Below are 21824 nucleotides of genomic sequence, written 5' to 3'. Positions count from 1 at the left end.
CAGGAGCAAGACCATGAAGAAGACCCTGGCCGTACTGGCTGCTGTTCTGTCGCTGTCCGCCCACGCCAACGAGAAGCTGGTGGTGGGGGCTACCCCGGTGCCCCACGCGGAAATCCTCGAGTTCGTCAAACCGACGCTGGCCAAGGAAGGGGTGGACCTGGACCTCAAGGTGTTCACCGATTTCATCCAGCCCAACCTGCAACTGGCCGAGAAGAACCTCGATGCCAACTACTACCAGTACCGGCCATTTCTCGACGAGTTCAACGCCACTCGCAAGACTGATCTGGTGCCCGTGGTTGGCGTGCATATCGAGCCCTTCGGTGCCTATTCGACCCGGATCAAGAACCTCTCCGAGCTCAAGGATGGCGCCAGCGTGGCCATTCCCAACGACCCGGTGAACACGGGGCGTGCCCTGGTGCTGCTGCATGAGGCCGGGCTGATTACCCTGAAGGACCCGAGCAATACCCTGGCGACCCAGCGTGACATCGTCGCCAACCCCAAGAAGCTGAAGATCCGTGAGCTGGAAGGGGCCTTGCTGGCGCGGGCGGTGAACCAGGTCGACCTGGCGTTCATCTTCGCCAACTACGCACTGGAAGCCGGCATCGACACCAACAGCGCGCTGATCGTCGAGAAGGGCAAGGACCTGTACATCGAGTTCCTGGTGGCGCGTCCGGACAACATCAACGACCCGCGTATCCAGAAGCTGGCCAAGGCGTTGAATTCGCCCGAAGTGCGCCAGTTCATCCTGACCCGCTACAAGGGCCAGATCGCCCCCGGCTTTTGAGCCGCGGTTACGTGCTCCCGACTGAAGGTTCAGCTCATGGTCAGTTTCAATTCGCAGCCGCTGGCGGCTGCCGTGCATATCCGCCTGGTGGGGCTCGGCAAGCAGTACCCGGGGCGTGAGCAAGCCGTTCACGCCTTGCGCGACATCAACCTCGAGGTGCGCCGTGGCGAGGTGTTCGGCATCATTGGGCGCAGCGGTGCGGGCAAGTCCTCGTTGCTGCGTTCGCTGAACCGCCTGGAAGATCCCAGTCGTGGCCAGGTGTTGATCGACGGCGAGGACATCGCCGGCTTCGACAAGGCCCGGCTGGCGCGCCAGCGTCAGCGCACCGGCATGATCTTCCAGCACTTCAACCTGATGGCGGCGAAAACCGTGGGCGAGAATATCGCCCTGCCGCTTCGGCTGGCGGGCATCGGCGCTGCCGAGCGCGATCGAAGGGTGACCCTGATGCTGCAACTGGTGGGCCTGGAGGACAAGCGCGATGCCTGGCCCGCGCAACTGTCCGGTGGCCAGAAGCAGCGGGTCGGCATCGCCCGGGCGTTGGTGCTTGAGCCGGACCTGCTGCTGTGCGACGAGGCGACCTCGGCGCTCGATCCGGAGAGCACCCAGTCGATCCTGGCCCTGCTGCGCGATATCAATCGGCGCCTGAACCTGACCATCGTCCTGATTACCCACGAGATGGAGGTGATCCGCGACCTGTGCGATCGCGTGGTGGTACTGGAGCGGGGCGAGGTGGTGGAGCAGGGCGAGGTGTGGCAGGTGTTCGGCAATCCCCGGCATGAGGTGACCCGCACCCTGTTGCACACTGCGCAGCCGGGTGCCAGCGAGGTGCGGGCGTCGAAGGCGTTGCTGCTCGACCTGCATTACACCGGCGCCAGCGGCCACGAGCCGGAGCTTACTGCCATCACCTGTGCGCTGGGTTACACCACTCGCCTGGTGCAGGGCAGCCTGGAGCGTATCCAGGGTCGCACCCTTGGCAGGCTGCGCGTTCGGGTGGAGGCGCCCGCCGAGGTGTTTGCCCAGGTGCTGGAGCAGGCGCGCCAGGTGGCCGATCGCATCGAACCGGTCAGATCGACAGGTTGATCACCCGGTCGCCCTGTGTGCTTTGCCCCGGCCGGCGCTTGTTCACCACCAGCTCGCCGATCTTGATCAGCAGGGCGCGGGTGACGTTGCGGCTCAGGCCCACCAGGCTCGCGGTGTGCACCTGGTTGTGATGGCAGAAACGGTAGGCACTGCGCAGCAGCGCCTCCTCGACCTTTTCATGCAGGGCGCCGCTCTGTTCTTCGAAGAGTTTCTGGAAGGCGCGTTGCAGCAAGGCGTCGGCGGACTCGTCGACCGGCGGGGCGCTTTGCGGCCGTTCGATGCGCAGGTTGGACAGGCGCAGGTCGTCCTGGCGGACAAGGCCATCCTGGCAGATCAGCAGCGTGTGGTGGATGACGTTTTCCAGCTCGCGAATATTGCCCGGCCAGTCGTAGCGGGCAAGCTTGTGCTCGGCGTCGCTGCTCAGGCGCACGTCGCCGTAGCCCAGGCGCTCGCTGTAGCTGTTGATGAAGTGACGGGTCAGCGGCAGGATGTCGCCGGGCCGTTCGCGCAGCGGGTAGAGCTGCAGGCTGACCACGTTGAGACGGTAGTAGAGGTCTTCGCGAAAATGGCCTGCGTTGATCGCCCGCTCCAGTTGCACGTTGGTGGCGGCCAGCACGCGGACGTTGATCGGGATGCTCTTGCGCGAGCCCAGGCGCACCACTTCGCGCTCCTGCAGCACGCGCAGCAGCTTGACCTGGATGGCCATGGGCAAGTCGCCGATCTCGTCGAGGAACAAGGTGCCGCCGTTGGCTTCCTCGAACCAGCCGGCCTTGGCGGTCAGGGCGCCGGTGAAGGCGCCTTTCTCGTGGCCGAACAGCTCGGCCTCCACCAGCGACTCGGAAAACGCCCCGCAGTTGACCGCAACGAACGGCCCGTTGCGCCGGCCGCTGAGGTTGTGCAGGTGTCGCGCCACCAGCTCCTTGCCCGTACCGGTCTCACCAATGATCAGGACGCTGGCCTCGCTGGGGGCGACCTGTTGCAAGTGAGCGAGCAGCGCCTGCGATTTGGGGTCTTCGAAGACCTGTGCGGTCGCCCGGATCGAGGTAGCCAGTGTCGGGGAGGGTGGCAGCGTCAACAGTTGCATGGGCATGTCTCAGGAGTAGAAAGTCGGCGTGGGGCGCGTCTGGTTCAGGGCCCATTCACCCAGTTCGTGGATCTTGTAGTCCACCGGGTCGTGCAGGGTCTGGGTCCGCAGGTTGCGCCAGTAGCGATCGAAGCGCAGCGAGGCATGGGTGGCCCGCGCGCCGGTGACTTCGAACAGGCGGCTGCACAGGTCAAGGCCCGTGCGGGTGGCCGCCACCTTGGCGGTGGAGATCGACAGCGCCAGCTTCGCGCGCTCTTCACTGCCGAGGGTGTGTTCCTTGCGCCAGGCCTCGTCGAGCTGGCTGGCGGCGCGCTCGACCAGCAGCCGCACGCCTTCGAGGCCCACCCAGAACTCACCGTAGTGGCGCAGGATGTAGGGGTCCTCACTTACGTGCCCGGCCTTGGACTTGAACCAGGGCCGGCCCTCCTTGAGGGTGTACTGGCGGGCCTCTTCCAGGGCGCCTTCGGCGATGCCGAGGAACACATGGGCAAAGTGCAGCTGCGCGATCAGCGGGCGCAGGCAGGCGAACGGGGTGCTCAGCGGGCCGGGGTCGAGCAGCAGTTCCGACTCCTCGACGCGTACCCGTTCGAAGGTGGCGCTGCCGCTGTCGGTCTGGCGCTGGCCCATGTTGTTCCAGTCGCCATGCAGGGTGATGCCGGAGCGGGCGCTGGGGATGGCGGCGATCAGCAGCTTGCCGCCGGCGCTTTCGTCCACCGCCGAAGCGATGAGCATTTCCGAGTCGCTGGCGCCGGAGCAGAAGCTCTTCTTGCCGGAGAACTCGCGCCAGCCGTCGAATTTGCGCACCACGGTGCGGGTATCCAGCGGGTTCAGGGCATTGCCCCAGAACCAGTTCTTGCGCGCGGTCTGTTCGAACCAGGGCTGCCACTGCTCGGGGCGGGCGAACAGGCGTACGGTGGCCAGCATCAGGTGCTGGAAGCCGAAGACATGGGCGATGGAGCTGTCGACCTTGGCGAACTCGCGCACGATGTTCAGGGTGTCGCTCCAGCTGGCGCCCAGGCCGCCGAACTGGCTGGGAATGCTCAGGGCGAGCAGGCCGCTCTGGCGCAGGGCATCGCGCTCGGCTTTCGGCGTGCCGCCACGCTCGTCGCGCTCGCTCGCGGTTTCGGCGAAGTCGGCGGCCAGCTGGCGGGCGGTCTGCAGCGGGCTGAGTACAGCGGCTTGCGGGTGGTGTGCGTTCACACAGGGTTCCTCGATTGTCCTTGTTGGGCGGGCAGGGCGTGGCTCATGCGTGCTGCGCCTGCGGCAGTACGTCGTTGGCGATCATTTCGCCGAATGGCCCGGTGAGGTTGGTCACGCCGCGTCCGGCCAGGCTTCTGTAGGGTTCCGGCAGCAGCGGGAAAACCAGCTCGGCAAAGCGATAGGCCTCTTCCAGGTGCGGGTAGCCGGAGAAGATGAAGCTGTCGATGCCCAGGTCCGCGTACTCCTTGATACGCGCCGCCACCTGCTGTGGATCGCCGACCAAAGCGGTGCCGGCCCCGCCACGCACCAGGCCGACCCCGGCCCACAGGTTGGGGGCGATTTCCAGCTGGTCGCGGCGGCCACCGTGCAGGGCGGCCATGCGCCGCTGGCCTTCGGAGTCGAAACGGGCGAAGGATTGCTGGGCGGCGGCGATGGTGTCGTCGGAGATCGACGCGATCAGGCGGTCGGCGGCCTGCCACGCTTCATCGGCGGTCTCGCGCACGATCACATGCAGTCGGATACCGAACTTCACCGTGCGCCCGTGGCGGGCGGCGCGGGCGCGTACATCGGCGATCTTCTCGGCGACGGCGGCAGGTGGCTCGCCCCAGGTCAGGTAAACGTCCAGCTGCTCGGCGGCCAGCTCATGGGCGGCCTCGGAAGAGCCGCCGAAATACAGCGGCGGGTAGGGCTTCTGCACCGGTGGGTAGAGCGCCTTGGCGTTCTGCACCTTGAAGTGCTTGCCCTCGAAGTCCACCGCTTCGCCCTGCAATACGCGGCGCCAGATGCGCAGGAATTCGTCGCTGACCTCGTAGCGTTCGCTGTGGCTCAAGTGGATGCCGTCGCCACGGTTTTCGTCCGGGTCGCCACCGGTGACCACGTTGATCAGCAGGCGCCCGCCGGACAGCCGGTCGAGGGTTGCGCTCATGCGCGCCGATACCGTCGGCGAGATGATCCCGGGGCGGATCGCCACCAGGTAGCGCAGGCGCTCGGTCAGCGGCGCCAGGGCCGAGGCGACCACCCAGGAGTCTTCGCAGGAGCGGCCGGTGGGAATCAGTACGCCGTAGTAGCCCAGGCCATCGGCGGCCTGGGCGATCTGCTTCAGGTAGTTGAGGCTGACCGGGCGGGCGCCTTCGCTGGTGCCGAGAAAATGGCCATCGCCGTGGGTGGGCAGGAACCAGAATACGTTCATCGTTCGGCTCCTCAGGCGATCTTGCGCAGGCTGTGCGCGTATGGGGTGAACAGTGGCAGGGCGCGTTCGGCGGCCAGGCGGATACGGGCTTGCAAGGCGTCGCTGCTGACCTGGTAATCGCGCAGGTCGCTTTCGCTGGCGTACACGCCGATGGGCAGGGTCAGCGACTGGAAGAAGCTGAACAGTGGACGCAACTGGTGATCGATGACCAGCGCGTGCAGCGGGCTGCCACCGTTGGCCACGAGCAGGACCGGGGTGTCGACCAGGCTGTGCTGGCCCACCAGGTCGAACAGGTGCTTGAGCAGGCCGGGGTAGGAGCCGCGGTAAACGGGCGAGGCGACGATCAACAGGTCGGCGTTCTCGATGGCTTGTAGCTGTTGCTCCACCTCGTCAGGCAGCTCGCTGCGCGCCATGGCATTGCCCAACGGGCGGGCGATCTCGCTGAGCTCGACGATACGTGCATCGATAGTCAGGTGGTTGCCCAGTTCGGCAAGGATGGCCTGGGTCAGGGCCAGGGTACGGGAGGGGCGATAGGCGCCGCCGGAAACGGCGACCACGTTGAGTGCTGCAGTCATGTTCAGGTCCTGTAGTGATGCTCTGCGGACAGAGCGGTACACAGGCTTGAGCAAATGCTGTACCACACTCCAAAGCCCCGTTTTATGGGGGTTTTGCCGGTTTTTTCGACCTTGCGCTGTTGCTGCGGGAGGTGTTTTGTTGCTTGGCTGTTGCCCGGGCAACAGTTGCTGGGCGAACAGTGTGGGGTGGTGTTGTCCGGGAGACATGATTCGATTCGCACAGGGGTATGAATGTGCGACTGTTATACGGAGGGCTGCTTATTCCGTAAAAGAATCAATAAAAATATAATACTGCTTATTTTGAATAAGAGGGCTGAGCCTGTTTCTGGTTGTGAAAACCGGCCCAGTCCTCCAAGGGGAGATGCCTGTATCAGACAGCTGCGCTGATCAGGTCGATGTTTCTGTCTTCCATCAGGAAATGCAGCGGCAGGTGGTGCGGTGTATCCATGGCAGAAACGTCAAAATTTCCTACGACCAGAGGCTGCCGCTCCTGCGTTGCGATCGACTCTTCCGCCAGCCTTTTGACCATTCGCGCGTGGTTCATTGCGATTTCACTGAGCGTTGACACGTTACATCTCCGATAACTGGGCAGGCGTCTCTGGGAGCGCCCCTTGGACGATAATTTTGGCCGCTGCCGCGTCAGAATTACGTCTTTGCGGGGCTGCTGGGGCCGGCTTGTGCAATTGATAAGCCAGAGGGTGGTGGGGATTGGGGGGCGGGGAGCTCTAGGCGACGAGTGGTGGAGTGGCGTTTGGCCAGAGTTCCGTGGTGTGGCCATCGCCGGCTATGCCGGCTCCCACAATGGGCCTGGGTGCCTGGATGGCTGGTGTAGCCGCTGCCGAGGAACGAGGCTGCGATCGGCTGCGCAGCAGCCGTAACTCGGGCGCCTCAATGGGACAGTTGGATTCGAGGCGTCAGGTTTTGCAGCCGCTTCGCGCCCGATCGCAGCCTGGCGGCAGCGGCTACATCTGGCGTGGATCAGGCGCCTTGGTGGGGGGGCGTTTGGCCAGGGCTCTGCGACGATGCCTGCTCCCACAATGGGCCTGGGTGCCTGGTGTAGCCGCTGCCGAGGAACGAGGCTGCGATCGGCTGCGCAGCAGCCGTAACTCAGGCACCTCGGTGGAACAGGCGGATTCGGGTGGTCAGGTTTTGCGGCCGCTTCGCGCCCGATCGCAGCCTGGCGGCAGCGGCTACATCTGGCGTAGGTCAGGCGCCTTGGTGGAGTGGTGTTCAGCTCCCACAATGGGCCTGGGTGCATGGTGTAGCCGCTGCCGAGGAACGAGGCTGCGATCGGCTGCGCAGCAGCCGTAACTCGGGCACCTCGGTGGACCAGGCGGATTCGGGTGGTCAGGTTTTGCGGCCGCTTCGCGCCCGATCGCAGCCTGGCGGCAGCGGCTACATCGGGTGAGGGGGTCAGTTGAGGACGATGATCCGCGACACCAGCTCCGCACTGTTCTTGGCCTGCAATTTCTTCATCAACCGCGCCCGATGCACTTCCACCGTCCGGTGGGAAATGGCCAGCTTGCGCCCGATCTCCTTGCACGTCAGGCCGTTGACGATGTGCGCCGAGATCTCCCGCTCCCTGGGCGTCAAGTTCACCGTGGGCCGAAACACCCGGTCCATCCGCTCGAAATGCCACACCATCAACTGAAACGGATCCTCCGGCGTCAGGGTGTAGCCATTGGCCCGGGCCCAGAACACTTCGCCGCTGTGGTGCTGCATGAAGCGTTCATCCGAGTAGGCGCCGTTCTTGGCATGGCGCAGCCAGCTCAAACTGCGTTCGCCGATGGCGTTGTAGTCGGCCTGCGAAGGGTAGAGCTTGAGGATGAGTTCGCCGATCAACTCGTCGCGCTCGTAGCCGAACAGGCTCTGGAAGGCTTCGTTGAGGTCGAGCATGCGGCGGTTGCCGGTGATCACTTGCGGCGCAGGCGATACCTGGAACGCCAGGCGCTCCAGGTCTTGCAGTTGTCGGGCGGGGTCGGTCATGGGGCTGGCCTGCCTCGTGCGAGTGGGATTTCCCACGCAGTATCCATCAGTCGGGCTACGGATCCCTATACGTAGTTGCACGAATAGCGAGGGCTTCGGGGTTGGGGCCATTGTAGGTAACGCCTGTTCAACCACAAGGATAACCACCATGGCTACCGACTCCGTCAGCATCGTCGCCGCCGCGCATTCGCGTTTTGGCCGCCTGGCCGAGGCCACCCTGGAAGATTTGATCGTCGATGTCACCCGTGCCGCCCTGGCGGATGCGCAGGTGGACGCCGCCGAGATCGATGCGCTGTTTCTCGGGCATTTCAATTCCGGGCTGGTGCCGGATGGTTTTCCGGCGTCGTTGATGCTGCAGGCCGATCCCGCCCTGCGTTTCAAACCGGCCACTCGCTGCGAAAACGCCTGCGCCTCGGGTTCGGCGGCGATTCAAGCGGGGATCAACGCGATCCTGTCCGGCGCCGCCGAGTTGGTGCTGGTGGTGGGGGCGGAGAAGATGACCTCCAACGCCACCGCCCAGGTGACCCAGGCCCTGGCCGGGGCGGGGTATCAGCATGATGCGCAGGAGGCGGGGCTGAGTTTTCCGCAGTTGTTCGGGCTGGCAGCGGCCGGCTACGGGGAGCGCTACCAGAGCCCGCTGTCGGCCATGGCTGCGATTGCGGCGAAGAACCACGCCAACGCCATGGCCAACCCCCTGGCGCAGATGCACAAGGCGATGAGCTTCGAGCACTGCAACACGGTGTCCGAGAGCAACCCCTATATCGCCGAGCCACTGCGCCTGACCGACTGTTCGCTGGTCACCGATGGTGCGGCGGCGATTGTGCTGGCCTCGCCAGCCCGTGCCCGGCAGTTCCGCCGCGAGGTGGCGATTCGCAGCCTGGTGCAGGTGAACGATTTTCTGCCGCTGTCCAAACGCGACCTGCTGGCCTTCGAAGGACCGCAGCGGGCGATCCAGTCGGCCCTGGGCAAGGCGCAGGTGAGCCTGGATGACCTGGGTTTTGCCGAGGTGCACGACTGCTTCACCATCGCCGAACTGCTGATCTATGAAGCCATGGGCCTGGCGCCCAAAGGCCAGGGCTACCGGGCGCTGGAGGAGGGCGTAGTGCAGGCCGGTGGCAAGCTGCCAGTGAACCTCTCCGGCGGGCTCAAGGCCAAGGGCCATCCGGTCGGGGCCACGGGCGTGTCAATGTATGCCCTGGCGTTCGGCCAGTTGACCGGTAATCCCATCGGCCTGGCGGCGGCCGACGCCGAGTTCGGCCTGTTGTTCAACATGGGCGGCATGGCGGTCGCCAACTATGCCTCGGTGCTTCAGGCACGGAGGGCGTGACGGTGAATATTGCCAACTGGCTACATAATGCCGCCCAGTGCTGGCCCGAACGTGGGGCACTGTACGAGGGGCACCGGCAGCGTGCCGATTACCGGGGCTTTGCCACCCAGGTGCGCGGCCTGGCCCATGACCTCATTCATGAGCACCGGGTCGAGCCGGGCGATCGCGTGGCGCTGTTCATGAAAAACTGCTGCGAGTACCTGGAGTTGATGTATGCCGCGTGGTGGATCGGTGCCGTGGTGGTGCCGATCAACTGCAAGCTGCATCGCAGCGAGGCGGGCTGGATTGTCGATAACGCCCGGGCGCGGGTGGTCTTTACCGATGATGGCCAGGTGTTTGCGCCTGGCGAGCTGACGGACGATTGCCGTGAGCTGGCAGGACGCGGGCGGGTGGCAGCGGCGATTGGCGATGCGCTGGCAACGCCCTACAGCTGCAATGCCGACCATCTGGCCTGGCTGTTCTACACCTCCGGCACCACTGGGCGCTCCAAGGGGGTGATGCTGTCCCATGGCAACCTGATGGCGATGTCGCTGTGCTATTCGCTGGATGTCGATGCGGTCACCAGCGACGACGCGGTGGTCTATGCCGCGCCCATGTCCCATGGCGCCGGGTTGTACAACTTCATTCATGTGCGTTGCGGCGCCCGTCATGTGGTGCCGGAGTCCCGTGGCTTCAAGGCCGAGGAAGTGTTCGCGCTGGCGGCCGGGCTCGGCGATGTGTCGCTGTTCGCGGCGCCGACCATGGTCAAACGCATGGTCGAGCAGGCGCGGGCGACGGGCTATGCCGGCGAGGGCATCAAGACCATCGTCTACGGCGGTGCGCCGATGTACCTGGCCGACCTGCAGGACGCCGTCGACACCTTCGGCCCGCGCCTGGTGCAGATCTACGGCCAGGGCGAGAGCCCGATGACCATCAGCGCCTTGTCCCGCGAATTGATCGCCGATCGCCAGCGGCCTGAATGGGCGCGTATTGCGTCATCGGTCGGGCGGGCGCATTCCTGCGTGGACATCCAGGTGCTGGACGCCCGACTGCACCCCCTTGCCCCGGGGCTCGCCGGCCAGATCGCCGTGCGCGGTCCGACGGTAATGCACGGCTACTGGCGCAACGAGGTGGCTACCCGCGAGACGCTGGTCGATGGCTGGCTGCTGACTGGCGATATCGGTTACCTCGACGACCAGGGCTACCTGACCCTCACCGACCGCTGCAAGGACGTGATCATTTCCGGCGGCAGCAACGTGTACCCGCGGGAGGTGGAGGAGGTACTGGCGCTGCACCCCGAAGTGTTCGAGGTGTGCGTGGTGGGCGAGGCGGACGAGGCGTGGGGCGAGTCGGTGGTGGCCTTCGTGGTCGCGCGTGGCGACAGTCCGCCGGATGAGCCTGCACTCACGGCCTGGTTCGTCGAGCGCATGGCCTCGTTCAAGAAACCGAAGAAATACGTGTTCCTCGCCGAGCTGCCGAAGAACAGCTACGGCAAGGTGCTCAAGACCGAACTGCGTCAATGGCTGAAGGAGGCCGCTATCGCGTGAACGGTTTTTCCATGACGGGTTTCCATCAATAAGAACAAGACAGGAACACTACTATGGCAACGCATCAGCACAACCCGGCCCGGCAACGGCGGCGCGCTTTTATCGGGGCGACCTCGGGGCACCTTATCGAATGGTATGACTATGGCGTGTACGGTTTTCTGGCGGTGTACATCGGCCAGGCGTTCTTCGTGTCCGACGACCCCACCACCAGTTTGCTCAGCAGCTTTGCCGCTTTTGCCCTGAGCTTTTTCATCCGTCCCCTGGGCGGGTTGTTCTTCGGTCCGCTGGCTGACCGCATCGGTCGACGCAAGACCCTGATCACCGTGCTGGTCATGATGTCCGGCTCCACGTGCTTGCTGGGCTTGCTGCCCACCTATGCGTCCATCGGCATTGCCGCGCCGATCCTGCTGGTACTGATTCGCTGCGTGCAGGGTTTTTCCGCCGGGGGCGAGATCGGCACCATCACCAGCTTCATCTCCGAGTACGCCGGCCCCGGACGGCGGGGTTTCTCCACCTGCTGGCTGATGGTCACGGCGGTGCTGGGCCTGGTGCTGGGCGGCGTGGTGGCCAATGGCATGACCTGGATGCTGGGCGCCGAACTGATGCAGGACTGGGGCTGGCGCATTCCCTTCCTGGCCGCCGGCCCCATGGGCCTGGTCTCCATGTACATCCGCCTCAAGCTCGAAGACAGCCCGGAGTTCCTCGCCCTGCAGCACGCCGGCGAAACTTCCAAGGCGCCGCTGCGTGAAGTCTGGCAGTGGAAGCGGGCGATTACCCTGGTGTTCTTCATCATCACCCTGCACAGCTCGATCTTCTATCTGGTGCTGACCTTCGCTTCCACCTACATGTCGCGCATCCTCAAGTTCGACAGTGGCACCACCTTGCTCTACGTGTTCATCGCCAGCCTGTCGGCGGCCTTCGTCATGCCTTTTGGCGGGATGTTCACCGACAAATACGGACGCAAGCCGTTCCTGATGGTGGTGGGGGTGTTGGCGACGCTGGCGATGTTCTGGTTCTTCAAGGCCGCGCCCACGGCGACCCCGGCTTCGTTCTTCTTGCCGTTGATGGCGGTGGCGATTCTTTTCGGGCTGTACGCCTCGTCCACCTACGCGACCATGAGCGAGCTGTTGCCTACGCGGATTCGCTCCACGGGTATTGCCGTGGCCTACAACATTCCGGTGGCAGTGTTCGGCGGGAGTGCGCCGTTGATTTCCACCTGGTTGATCCAGCAGACCGGGGATATTTCCTCGCCCTGGTACTTCTATATCGGCACCGGGATCGTCTCGCTGATTGCCCTGGTGGTGTTGCGCAAGGAGGATTTCGTTGCCTGCCGGAGCGCGGCGCATGGGACGCGTGAACCGGTAGCTTCGGGTGCGGACATGGCGGCCCGGCCAGCTCACAACTAAGGGGGCGCCCCACTCCGAAGATGGTTGGTGTGGGGCACATCCCTCTTGGGCATGGGCGCGAGCGTTTCCGCACTACTGAACCAGTGATGTCAATATGGTATTGTCTGCTGAAGGCGCGCAAGGCGCCTGAAGCCTGCTACACAGAGCATTTAGCCGGTTTCGACACACGCTGTGAATACAAGGATGCCGGTGTTGAAGTTCACTGAAAATATCGTGCCTCTGGTCAAGGCCGAGCTTGCTGGCAAGAGCGCCAGGCTGAAGATTTTCTCTCCCTACCTGACCGGTTCCGTAGCCCTTGAGATTGCCCGGCTGGGCAAGACTGCCGAGGTCTATACCCTGGTGGATACCCAGGTACTTGCTTCAGGCGCGTCGACCTTCGAGGCCATCGATACGTTACTTGAAAACCGGATTCCGGTTTACCGGGTGCCGAACCTTCACGCCAAGATGATCGTGGCAGAAGGTGTGTTCGTGACCGTGGGCAGCCAGAACCTCACCAACGGAGGGGAGCGCAGGAACAGGGAAGTCAGCCTGCGTTTTCGGGGTGTCAGCAAGCAGGTCAATGCACTGGTCCGGGACCTGGAGCGTAGCGCTATCCGACTCACGCCTGACTTTCTCGCAGCGGCCAGCAAGGCGGCGGGCAAGCTGGCAGGCAGGTACAACAAGCTGCGCGAGGCGCTGGAAAAAGCCGATGCTGCCTTGAGTGGTGTGCCTGCCGAACGGTCGATCGAGGCTGAGGTCAGGTCTGTGCTCGCCAAAAGGCCGCAGTCCAACCCGAGGAAGTGTACGGTGGTCGCTCGCTATGATCACAAGCAAGCCCGCTTTCAACACTCGTTGCAAGGCGATGACTTGTTGAACTGGCCAATCGGCGCTGAAGAGCACTCGCTTAAACCCAAGTATCGCTACCTCTGTGTTTCGGCCGCGGGAAAGATTGGCTGGGTGCGGGTAAACAAAACGGTGTATTCATTTATCGAAAATCAGGTCGAATTCGATAAAGGCGGTATCAAAGGCCAGGTTTCGTGGGGCGTATTCGTCGATGCCAGCCATGAGGCGTGGAAGTACAAGCAGGGTGAGGCCAACCTGCGTGCCGCCGTTTTCGACGAGCAAGGCCACGAGTTGTGCCACGTGTTCATGCGTTACAACACCGAGAAGTTGGTCGTGTACCCCGCCGTGATGCCCAGGGCGACAAATAACACCAAGGCACCGCTGGCAGACCGTCGCAACGCCATCGAATGGATCGACGCTCATGCCCGCAGTGTTGGCGAGGACATCAAACGACTCATCACCCAGCCATTCAAGTTCCAGGAAAAGCTGACCGGCGAGCGAGCCGACAAGTTCTTCGGTGCCGATGGTTCAACGCATTACCTGCGCCTGGTCGATCTGGGTGAAAGCTGTGCCATACGGGTGATCGACGCTCCGGTTTAAAGCCACACGCAGGGTTGGAATGCGTCTTTCGGTTCTCGAAGGATGTTCCTGCGCATGGACCCCCTTTATCTGATTGCCCTGGGCGCCATGGTCGCCGGTTTCGTCCAGGGCCTGTCCGGTTTGCGACTGCTACGCAGTCGATCGCAGCCTGGCGGCAGCGGCTACACACCTCGATAAAAAAATAATAACCCCGAAACTTTCGCTATTAACTAAAGCAGCATTGTTATCTTTTTGAATCACCAAAATCTCTATGTTTAAGGTGATCTTGAAATGTAACTAAGCATGAACTTTAGTGAGGGGATGGATGCCGAGGGTTTGACCATGAAGCCAACTGACGCCCCCCCGCTGATCAGGCTGCCCCTGCAACAATCCGCCGATGGCACGCCGGCGCAACCGGCATCCTCGACCAGTCGCAGCGCCAGTGGCGGGTCGGTCAGCACCCTGGACAACCTGCGCGTGCTGCATAGCTGGCAACTGGCGCCCGCCGCGCGCGCCAGCGATGCCCCCCGCAGCAAAACCTTGAATGATCCCCATGCTCTGCTGGCGCTGGACGCCGCCGATGGCTCGACCATCTATATTCGCGCCGATGCGCTGGTCGAGCAGTTGCGCCGCACCCGCCCGGATGTGGTCGACAGCGACGGCGCCATCGATTTCGCCCGCTTCACCGACAGTCAGGGCCGCAACCGCGGTGCGGTGGATTGGGTCTGGCGCCAGGTCCGGCAGTTGGTGCTGGAAGATGACGCCATCACTGAAGCCGCCAAGGCGCTGGTCATCGACAGGGCCACCGGCCTTGCCGTGGACTGGGCAGCGCAAAAGGGGGCCACGGCCCTGATGACCGCCATCGAAAGCCAGCTTGCCGGTCCGCCCGGGTTGTACCGCTGGAACGGCGGAGTGTTGAGCCCTCAGGACATGATTGCCAGCGACAGCGTGCTGGATGCCGGCAAGCCGATCCTGTTGTTCATCCACGGCACGGGCTCGCACACGATGGGCAGTTTTGGCGAGCTGCCGAGCACCATGGCCTGGAAAGACCTGCAACTGAGGTTCGGTACGCAGATTGTTGCCCTGGAGCATCGCACCTTCTCGCAAAGCCCGATCGACAATGCGCTGCAGGCGGTCGAGCGGCTGCCCAAAGGTGCCCGGTTGCAAGTGGTCAGCCATTCGCGCGGCGGGCTGGTGGCCGATTTGCTGTGCATGGACCCCAACGATGCGCAGTTGTCGAAATGGATCGAGCACTACCGCCGTGATCCCAGGCCCGATGAAATCGAGCAGGAAAAGCAGGACCCGGCCCGGGCCCAGGAGCGCCTGGCCTTTGCCGAAACCGAACAGGCCAAGCTCCACGCGCTCGTCAAACTGCTTCAACAAAAGCAACTGAACATCACCCACTACGTACGCGTGGCCGCCCCGGCCCGTGGCACCGCGCTGCTGTCCGACAACCTCGATGTGTTCCTCTCCTGCCTGCTGAGCCTGGTGCGCAAGTTCGCCACCTGGGGCGTCGGCGCCGCGGTGGGTGCGATTGCCACGCCGGCCGCCGGCAGTGCGGTCGCCCAGGTCGCGGCCCGCAGCCTGAAGCTGCTCGAACGGGTGGTCCTGGAAATCGCCGACAAACGTATGCAGCCGCAAGTGGTGCCCGGCATCGAGGCCATGCTGCCCGAGGCGCCCATGGGCATGTTGCTGGCCCGGGCCCGGCCACAGCCAAACCTGAAAATGGCCATCGTCGCCGGCGATACCGACGAGTCGGCCAGCGGCATCCTCCAGCGTATCGGATATATGTTCGTCAACTGGGCGCTGTTCGACCTGGCCCGCAATGACCTGGTGGTCAACACCGACTCCATGTACGGCGGCCTGTTCGACCATGCCCAGGAAGCCCATGCCATGGCGGTCGACGGGCCGCAGGTCAATCACTTCCATTACTTTCGCGACACGGTCAGGTACCGCAACCGTCCGCTGCCCAGCAGCATGGGCGACTGGTTGCTGGACAGGAGCATGGCCTCGCGGGGCGCTGCTGAGCAACCGCAGCGGTCTGTAGAAGAAGCCTTGCTGGTCAGGAGCCAACTGGCGACCGACGCGGTGGTGTTCATCCTGCCCGGCATCCTGGGCAGCCGCCTGGGCGTTGGCGAGAACACCGTCTGGCTCGACCCGCTGGAGCTTGCCGTGGGCGGCCTGGGGCGTATTGCCATGGAGGTGCCGAAGGTCGGCAGCCAGGGCCTGATCAACCAAGCCTATGGGGACTTGCACCACTACCTTGAAGCCACCCATGAGGTGATCGACCATCATTACGACTGGCGCCAGCCCCTGCCGAAACTGGGTAGCCAGTTGGCCGCGGCGTTGCGCAAGCAACTCGCCAATCACCCGGGCAAGAGCATCCGCCTGCTGGCCCACAGCATGGGCGGGCTGGTCGTGCGCGCGGCCTTCAAACACGACCAAGGCCTCTGGAAGGACCTGATCAAGCACGCCGACGGGCTGGTGGTGATGCTCGGCACCCCGAACCACGGTGCCTACTCCATGGTGGAAACCCTGCTGGGGCAGTCCGACACCATCCGCATGCTGGCGCGGGTGGACCTGAACAACAGCCTGCCGCAGATCCTCGACATCGTCGGCAAGTTCCCGGGGGCCTTGCACCTGTTGCCCGCCCCCGGGTTCGAGGACGTCGGCGGGAGCAGCCCAGTGGACTTCTTCGGCAATGCCAGCTGGAGTCAGCTGGCGCTGAAAAACGATGACTTCTGGTTCGGCGACGAACTGGGCGCGCGTCCCGAGGCCACGGTACTGGACCAGGTCAAGCAGTCCTGGCTGGCGCTTGGCGACAACTCATGGATCGACGAGGATCCGCAACGGGTCGCCTATGTCTACGGCCAGGGCAAGAACACCCCCTGCGGCCTGGACATCAGTGGCAAGCAGTTGATGCTGCGCGGCACCCCCCAGGGCGACGGCACCGTGACCTGGCGCTCTGGCAAACTGCCCAACCTGCCCGACAGCCGCTACTGGTACATGCCGGTGGTGCATGGTGAGCTGGCGTCGACCGCGCGCTACTTCCCCGAGATCGAAAGCCTGCTGCTCAAGCGCATGCCTAAACGCCTGGAGCGGCTACCCATCAGTCGGACCGCAGAGCGGGCGAGCGCGCAGGTCAGCTTCCGTGGCGGGCCGCCGGGTTATCCGTCCGATGCCCAGTTGCTCAGCCAGGTGCTTGGCCGCACCAACAGCCTGGAGCCGAAACCCGAACTCATCACCCTGCAGGTCAACGTGCTGGCGATGGACCTGAGCTGTGCCCAGGTGCCGCTGATTTGTGGCCACTTCCGCGGCGATCCGATTTCCGGCGCCGAAGCTGCCATCGACCAGACCCTGGTCAATGGCGTGCTCTCCCAGCGCCAGCGCCTGGGCCTGTACTCCGGCGAGCTGGGCAATGCCACGGTGGTGCTGGTGCCGCGCACGGCCGAGGAAGTGCGCCGTGGCACGGGCCGTGGCGCCTTGATGGTCGGCCTTGGCGAAATGGGTGAACTCACCGCCGAGGTGGTGACCCACGCGGTGCGCAACGGCGTGTTGCGTTACCTGCTGAGCGCCGTGGACCAGTACACCCAGGCTCAACTCATCGTCGACCCCGACAAGCCGGAGGCTTTGCTGCCGCTGCATATCGCCAGCCTGTTGCTGGGCACCAATTCCAGCGCCCAGTTGACCGTGGAGGAATCCATCCGCGCCGTGACCCTCGGCGTGCTGCAGGCCAACCGCGACTATGCTGCGGTCTGCGCCGGGCCCAAGGGCCGCCCGGCAGCGGTAACGCGCCTGGACATTGTGGAAATGTTCGTCGATGCGGCGATTTGTGCCGGCTACGCAGTCGCCACCCTGGAGCACGAGCTGGCCGGCGAGCTGCAACGCCTGAACAGCCGGCTGGAGCTGGCCCAGGCCGTGCAGTTCGGTGAAGGCGCACGGCCGCGCCTGAGCATTACGCCGCCCGGCGACTATTGGCCGCGCCTGCAGGTCAGCAGCGCCGATGGCGTGCAACGTAACTATGACCCGGCAGAGGCGGGGGAGGCCAGACCGGCGCAGCGCTTCAACTACCTGTACATGGGCCAGCGCGCCCGGGTCGAGGCGCTGGTCGACCAACGTCAGCCAGGATTGCTGGAGAAGATGGTCGACAGCGCCGTGCGCGGGCCCGCCAGCACCCGCTACGATTCTGCGGCGTTCTTCGGCAACAGCCTGTTCCAGCTGATGCTGCCGCTCGCCTTCAAAAGCGCCGTGCGCAAATCGGACAACCTGGTGCTGGTGCTCGATGAAAGCAGCGCCAACCTGCCCTGGGAGATGCTCGAGACCGATGGTGAGCCGCTGATCAAGCGTACCCGCCTGGTGCGCCAGTTCATCACCCAGCGCTACCGGCGCGAAGTGGTGCGCACCGACCTGATGAATGCCTGCGTGATTGGCAACCCCGACACCCAGGGTTACTTCAAGCAGTTCAAACCCAAGGGTGATGGGCCTTGGCCGGACCGCCTGGTGAGCCTGCCCGGCGCCCGGCGCGAAAGCCAGGCGGTGGGCCGGGTGCTCGATGGCGCGGGCTACGCCACCTGGAGCCTGGCCGATGACGCCAGCGCCGTGGAGGTGTTCGATCAGCTCTTTGCCAGGCCGTACCGGGTGCTGGTGATCTGTGCCCATGGGGTGTTTCGCAGCGAAGACACCAATGGGCAGATGCGCAGCGGGGTGGTGTTGTCCGACGGCTTGCTGCTGACCGCCGCCGAGATCGACCGGATGGAAACCGTGCCGGACCTGGTGTTCCTCAGCTGCTGCCACCTGGGCAAGGTCGGGGTGTCGGAACCTGGTGGCAATCGGCTGGCGGCGAGTCTGGCGCAAGAGCTGATCAACATGGGCGTGCGCTGTGTGGTGGCGGCCGGCTGGGAGGTCGATGACAGTGCCGCCTGCTGCTTCAGCGAAACCTTCTTCAACCGCCTGGCCATCCACGGTGATCACTTCGCCGAAGCCATTGCCTGCGCGCGTCTGGAAACCCTTGAACAGTTCCCCGGCTGCAACACCTGGGGCGCTTACCAGGCTTACGGTGACCCGTTGTTCCAGCTCAGGCTGCTGCCGCCCGGTGACGGCAGTAACCGTTGCCTGCGAGGCTCCCCGGAACTGCTCGACTGGCTGGAGGGCAGGCGACTGCAGGCAGCCAACCTGAACCCGGCGAGCGCGGGAGGAGGGTTCCAGCAAGTATTCGATCAGGTACAGAAGCGTCTTGAGGGGCTGCCGGAAAACTGGATCAACCAGGCCGAAGTCCAGTATGGCTTGGGGTTGTTGTACAACGAGTGGAGCGAGGCCAAGGCACTGCAAGCGGCGCACAAGGCCTTTCTGCAGGCCCTTGCCCGCTTCAATGGCCGCGGTTGTGTGCCGCTGACCGCGGTGGAAAAACTGATCGATGTGGAGATTCGTCAAGCCTGTCTGGCGGCGGCCCCGAGTCAGGTGGGCGACGCTGCCGATTTCAAGACGGCTGGCAAGTTGATTGCTGCGGCCATCAAGCGTGCCGATGGATTGAGCCAGGTCTGCGAAGCCGAGCCAGGCATATTGCTGGCGCGCCGTCAGGTCATGCGGGGGCGCGCCCTCAAGCGTAAAGCGTATATCGAGCTGCTCCAGCGTCAGCAGGCCGGGTCCAAGGCACTGGACAAAGCCATCAGTAAAAGCCTTGAAGACGCCAGGAAGGCGTATGCGGCGGGTGAAGACGGGCTGACACCCGACTGGAATCCCTATGCGATGATCAACCGGATTCAACTGGAGGTCATGTCGCCTCTGGCATCGCCTTCAGCCCCCGATCTGGCTCGCTGCGAAGCCGAAGCACAGGCCCGCTACAAACAAACGTTCGGCGTTTTCGATGCGGTGATGAAGGCCGATGTGCAGTTGACCCGCTGGCTGATCGGGGTTTCCGGGGGCACGGAGGGCTCGCGGGACGTTGCCGAGTGCGTACTGATCGACAGCTACGATGATGCGCTGGCTGGCCAGCGCATTTCGGCGCGGCAGTTCGAGTCGGTCGTCCGCCAGTTGCAGCTGATCGAGTGCTGGCTGAACTGGACCGGCAAGCCTAGACAGGCGCAGGTCCCGGGCAATATCGCCCGGGTCCTGATGAAGCGCCGCTGACCCGTAGCCGCTAAACCTTGAACGTCGCCATCAGGCCTTGCTGGTGGTTGGCCAGGCGGTTCAGCGCCTGGCTGATCTGCGCCGACTCCTCGGCTTGACCTGAGAGCGACTCGGTCACGTCGCGAATGCTGGCGACGTTGCGGTTCACTTCCTCGGCCACCGCGCTCTGCTCCTCGGCCGCCGACGCGATCTGCAGGTTCATGTCGGTGATCACCGCCACCGCTTCGCTGATGCGCTGCAACGCCGGCACCGCCTGCTCGGCCCGGGCCACGCTGCCCTGGGCCTGGCGGTGGCTGCTGTGCATCGAACCGACCACTTCGCGGGTGCCTTGCTGCAAACCTTCGATGACCTGACGGATCTCGTCCACCGAGTCCTGGGTGCGGCGCGCCAGGTTGCGCACTTCATCCGCCACCACGGCAAAACCACGACCGGCTTCACCGGCGCGGGCCGCTTCGATGGCGGCGTTGAGGGCCAGCAGGTTGGTTTGTTCGGCGATGGCGCGAATCACTTCCAGCACCGAGCCGATCTGTTCGCTGCGCTCGGCCAGTTGCTGGACTTCTTCCATGCCGGCGTTCATTTCACAGGCCAGTTGCTCGATAGCCTGGGTGGTGGTGCGGATCAGGGCCAGGCCTTCGCGGGTGGCCTGGTCGGCACCGCGTGCCGCTTCGGCGGCCTGGGCGGCGTTGCGGGCGACGTCCTGGGCGGTGGCGCTCATCTCCTGGGAGGCGGTGGCCACCTGGTCCACTTCGCGGTACTGCTGCTGCATGCCGGCGCTGGTCTGGCTGGCGATGGCCGCCGACTGGTCGGCGGTGCCACGGGCATCCAGTACCGAGACCTTCACCGCTGAAATCAGTGGCTGCAGCTTGTCGAGGAAGCGGTTGAAGCCGCCGGTCAGTTCACCCAGTTCGTCCTCGCGGGCGTAGTCCAGGCGCCGGGTCAGGTCGCCGTCGCCGCTGGCGATGTCCTTGAGTCGGGCCGCCACGTCGAGGATCGGCCGGGTCACGCCCCGGGCGCTGAGCCAGATCACCAGCAGGCCCAGCAGCGCCGCGCCCAGGGCCATGGCCAGGCTGTTGAGGTTGGCGGAGGTGTTGTGTTCATCCAGGCGGGCATTGAGTGCGATGGCCGGGGCCTGCAGTACCTGCTCGGGCACCTCCAGCAGCACACTCCAGGGCTGGGCACCGGGCACTGGGGCGAACGACTGGCTCACCTGCAGCAGGCCATCGCTGTTGAACTCTGCCGCCTTGCCGGCGCGCATCTGGGCGAGCAGAGCGCTGGCGTGGGCGCCGAATACCTGCTCGACCTTCTTGCTCAATTGCCCGGCGTCGCGGCTGTGCCCGGCCAGCAGGCCGGCGGGGCTGACGATGCTGACCTGGCCGTTGCCGTCGAACAGGTCCTGGCGACCGTCCAGGCTCAGCTGCTGCAGGTTGTCGAGGCTGATGTCCAGTCCCAGCACGCCGATGAGCTTGCCGTCCTGCTTGAGCGGCAGGGCGATGCTGGTCATCAGCGGCGTACGGTCGCCGACGGTATCGAAATAAGGATCGACCACACAGGCTTCACCGGTTTCCAGCGGGCAGGTCAGCCAGCGGTTGTAGGCCGAGCCGTTGGCCGACAGGCTGGTGTCGGCGAGCATCGACTCGGGCATCGCCTCGGACTCCAGGGTACCGGGCTTGGGCTGCGACCAGTACAGGGAAAAACGGCCGCTTTCGTTGCTGCCCTGGGCGGCCTGGTCGACGAAGCGCTCGTCCTTGCCATCCAGCGCATCGGGCAGGAACACCAGGTACAGGCCGAGCAGGTCGGGGTTGTCGCCCAGGGCGGTTTGCATCTGCAGGGTCAGGGCCTGGCGCAGGTTGTCCTGGCCTTGCTGCTGCAGCACCAGCACCAGGCGCGACAGGCCGTTGCCATACAGGTAGGCGTCCTTGAAGTAGCGCTGGATGCGCGTGGCCTGCAACTGGGCGTAGGTTTGCAGGCGCAGGCGTGCGTTCTGGTCGAGCATCTGCGTGCTGGCGCTGTTCACCAGGGCGGCGCTGCGGCTGGACTGGAACAGCGTCGCGGCCATCAGCAGGGCGACGATGGCCAGCAGGCACAGGCCGGAGAGCAGGGTGATCTTCCATTGGATCAGCAGGCGACGCAGCAGCATGGT

Annotated in this window: 15 protein-coding genes; 8 read left to right on the top strand and 7 right to left on the bottom strand. The window is 64.5% G+C overall.

The annotated features are described in order from the left end of the window. The first annotated feature begins 13 nt into the window (after positions 1–13). Positions 14–784, top strand: a complete 771-nt coding sequence (locus ACIQUS_RS18185) for a MetQ/NlpA family ABC transporter substrate-binding protein (protein ID WP_403049277.1) — start codon at positions 14–16, stop codon at positions 782–784. Between the two features lie 36 nt (positions 785–820). After that, the gene (locus ACIQUS_RS18180) at positions 821–1864 is read left to right on the top strand and encodes a methionine ABC transporter ATP-binding protein (RefSeq protein WP_403049274.1); all 1044 of its coding nucleotides are present in this window, start codon (positions 821–823) and stop codon (positions 1862–1864) included. Here the strand turns inward: ACIQUS_RS18180 and ACIQUS_RS18175 are convergent. From ACIQUS_RS18175 to ACIQUS_RS18150, 6 genes are all read right to left on the bottom strand, one after another. After that, complete coding sequence (locus tag ACIQUS_RS18175) at positions 1848–2948, bottom strand: sigma-54 interaction domain-containing protein (RefSeq protein WP_403049271.1); 1101 nt, start codon at positions 2946–2948, stop codon at positions 1848–1850. The genes ACIQUS_RS18180 and ACIQUS_RS18175 overlap by 17 nt on opposite strands. A gap of 9 nt (positions 2949–2957) precedes the next feature. Then, positions 2958–4148 (bottom strand): acyl-CoA dehydrogenase family protein, encoded by a 1191-nt coding sequence (locus tag ACIQUS_RS18170; protein ID WP_403049268.1) that lies wholly within the window; start codon positions 4146–4148, stop codon positions 2958–2960. 43 nt (positions 4149–4191) lie between these two features. Further along, complete coding sequence (gene ssuD / locus ACIQUS_RS18165; protein ID WP_403049265.1) at positions 4192–5337, bottom strand: FMNH2-dependent alkanesulfonate monooxygenase; 1146 nt, start codon at positions 5335–5337, stop codon at positions 4192–4194. An 11-nt stretch (positions 5338–5348) separates the two neighbouring features. Further along, complete coding sequence (gene msuE, locus ACIQUS_RS18160; RefSeq protein ID WP_403049262.1) at positions 5349–5912, bottom strand: FMN reductase; 564 nt, start codon at positions 5910–5912, stop codon at positions 5349–5351. A gap of 370 nt (positions 5913–6282) precedes the next feature. Next, on the bottom strand, positions 6283–6480 hold the full coding sequence (locus ACIQUS_RS18155) for a hypothetical protein (RefSeq protein WP_403049259.1): 198 nt from the start codon (positions 6478–6480) through the stop codon (positions 6283–6285). A gap of 845 nt (positions 6481–7325) precedes the next feature. After that, a complete protein-coding gene (locus ACIQUS_RS18150; protein ID WP_403049256.1) occupies positions 7326–7898 on the bottom strand; it encodes a LuxR C-terminal-related transcriptional regulator in 573 nt (190 codons plus the stop codon). 148 nt (positions 7899–8046) lie between these two features. On the opposite strand from ACIQUS_RS18150, the gene ACIQUS_RS18145 reads away from it, so the two are divergent. The 6 genes from ACIQUS_RS18145 (at position 8047) to ACIQUS_RS18120 (ending at position 19684) form a co-directional block, all read left to right on the top strand. Then, on the top strand, positions 8047–9225 hold the full coding sequence (locus ACIQUS_RS18145; protein WP_403049253.1) for an acetyl-CoA acetyltransferase: 1179 nt from the start codon (positions 8047–8049) through the stop codon (positions 9223–9225). A 2-nt stretch (positions 9226–9227) separates the two neighbouring features. Beyond that, the gene (locus ACIQUS_RS18140; protein WP_403049250.1) at positions 9228–10751 is read left to right on the top strand and encodes a class I adenylate-forming enzyme family protein; all 1524 of its coding nucleotides are present in this window, start codon (positions 9228–9230) and stop codon (positions 10749–10751) included. 53 nt (positions 10752–10804) lie between these two features. Beyond that, positions 10805–12157 (top strand): MFS transporter, encoded by a 1353-nt coding sequence (locus ACIQUS_RS18135; protein ID WP_403049247.1) that lies wholly within the window; start codon positions 10805–10807, stop codon positions 12155–12157. Positions 12158–12349: 192 nt separating this feature from the next. After that, on the top strand, positions 12350–13579 hold the full coding sequence (locus tag ACIQUS_RS18130) for a phospholipase D-like domain-containing protein (protein WP_403049244.1): 1230 nt from the start codon (positions 12350–12352) through the stop codon (positions 13577–13579). A 54-nt stretch (positions 13580–13633) separates the two neighbouring features. Beyond that, complete coding sequence (locus tag ACIQUS_RS18125; protein WP_403049241.1) at positions 13634–13756, top strand: hypothetical protein; 123 nt, start codon at positions 13634–13636, stop codon at positions 13754–13756. 144 nt (positions 13757–13900) lie between these two features. Beyond that, positions 13901–19684 carry a CHAT domain-containing protein gene (locus ACIQUS_RS18120; RefSeq protein ID WP_403049238.1) on the top strand — a complete coding sequence of 1928 codons (5784 nt, stop codon included), beginning with the start codon at positions 13901–13903 and terminating at the stop codon, positions 19682–19684. Between the two features lie 10 nt (positions 19685–19694). Here the strand turns inward: ACIQUS_RS18120 and ACIQUS_RS18115 are convergent, their stop codons facing one another. Beyond that, positions 19695–21821, bottom strand: a complete 2127-nt coding sequence (locus ACIQUS_RS18115) for a methyl-accepting chemotaxis protein (protein WP_403049235.1) — start codon at positions 21819–21821, stop codon at positions 19695–19697. Positions 21822–21824: the final 3 nt, after the last annotated feature.

It is taken from the genome of Pseudomonas sp. NPDC090755 (genome assembly GCF_044769005.1).
Lineage (GTDB): Bacteria > Pseudomonadota > Gammaproteobacteria > Pseudomonadales > Pseudomonadaceae > Aquipseudomonas.
The sequence above is the reverse complement of the archived record's forward strand: the minus strand, read 5'-3'. Positions and strand labels throughout refer to the sequence as shown.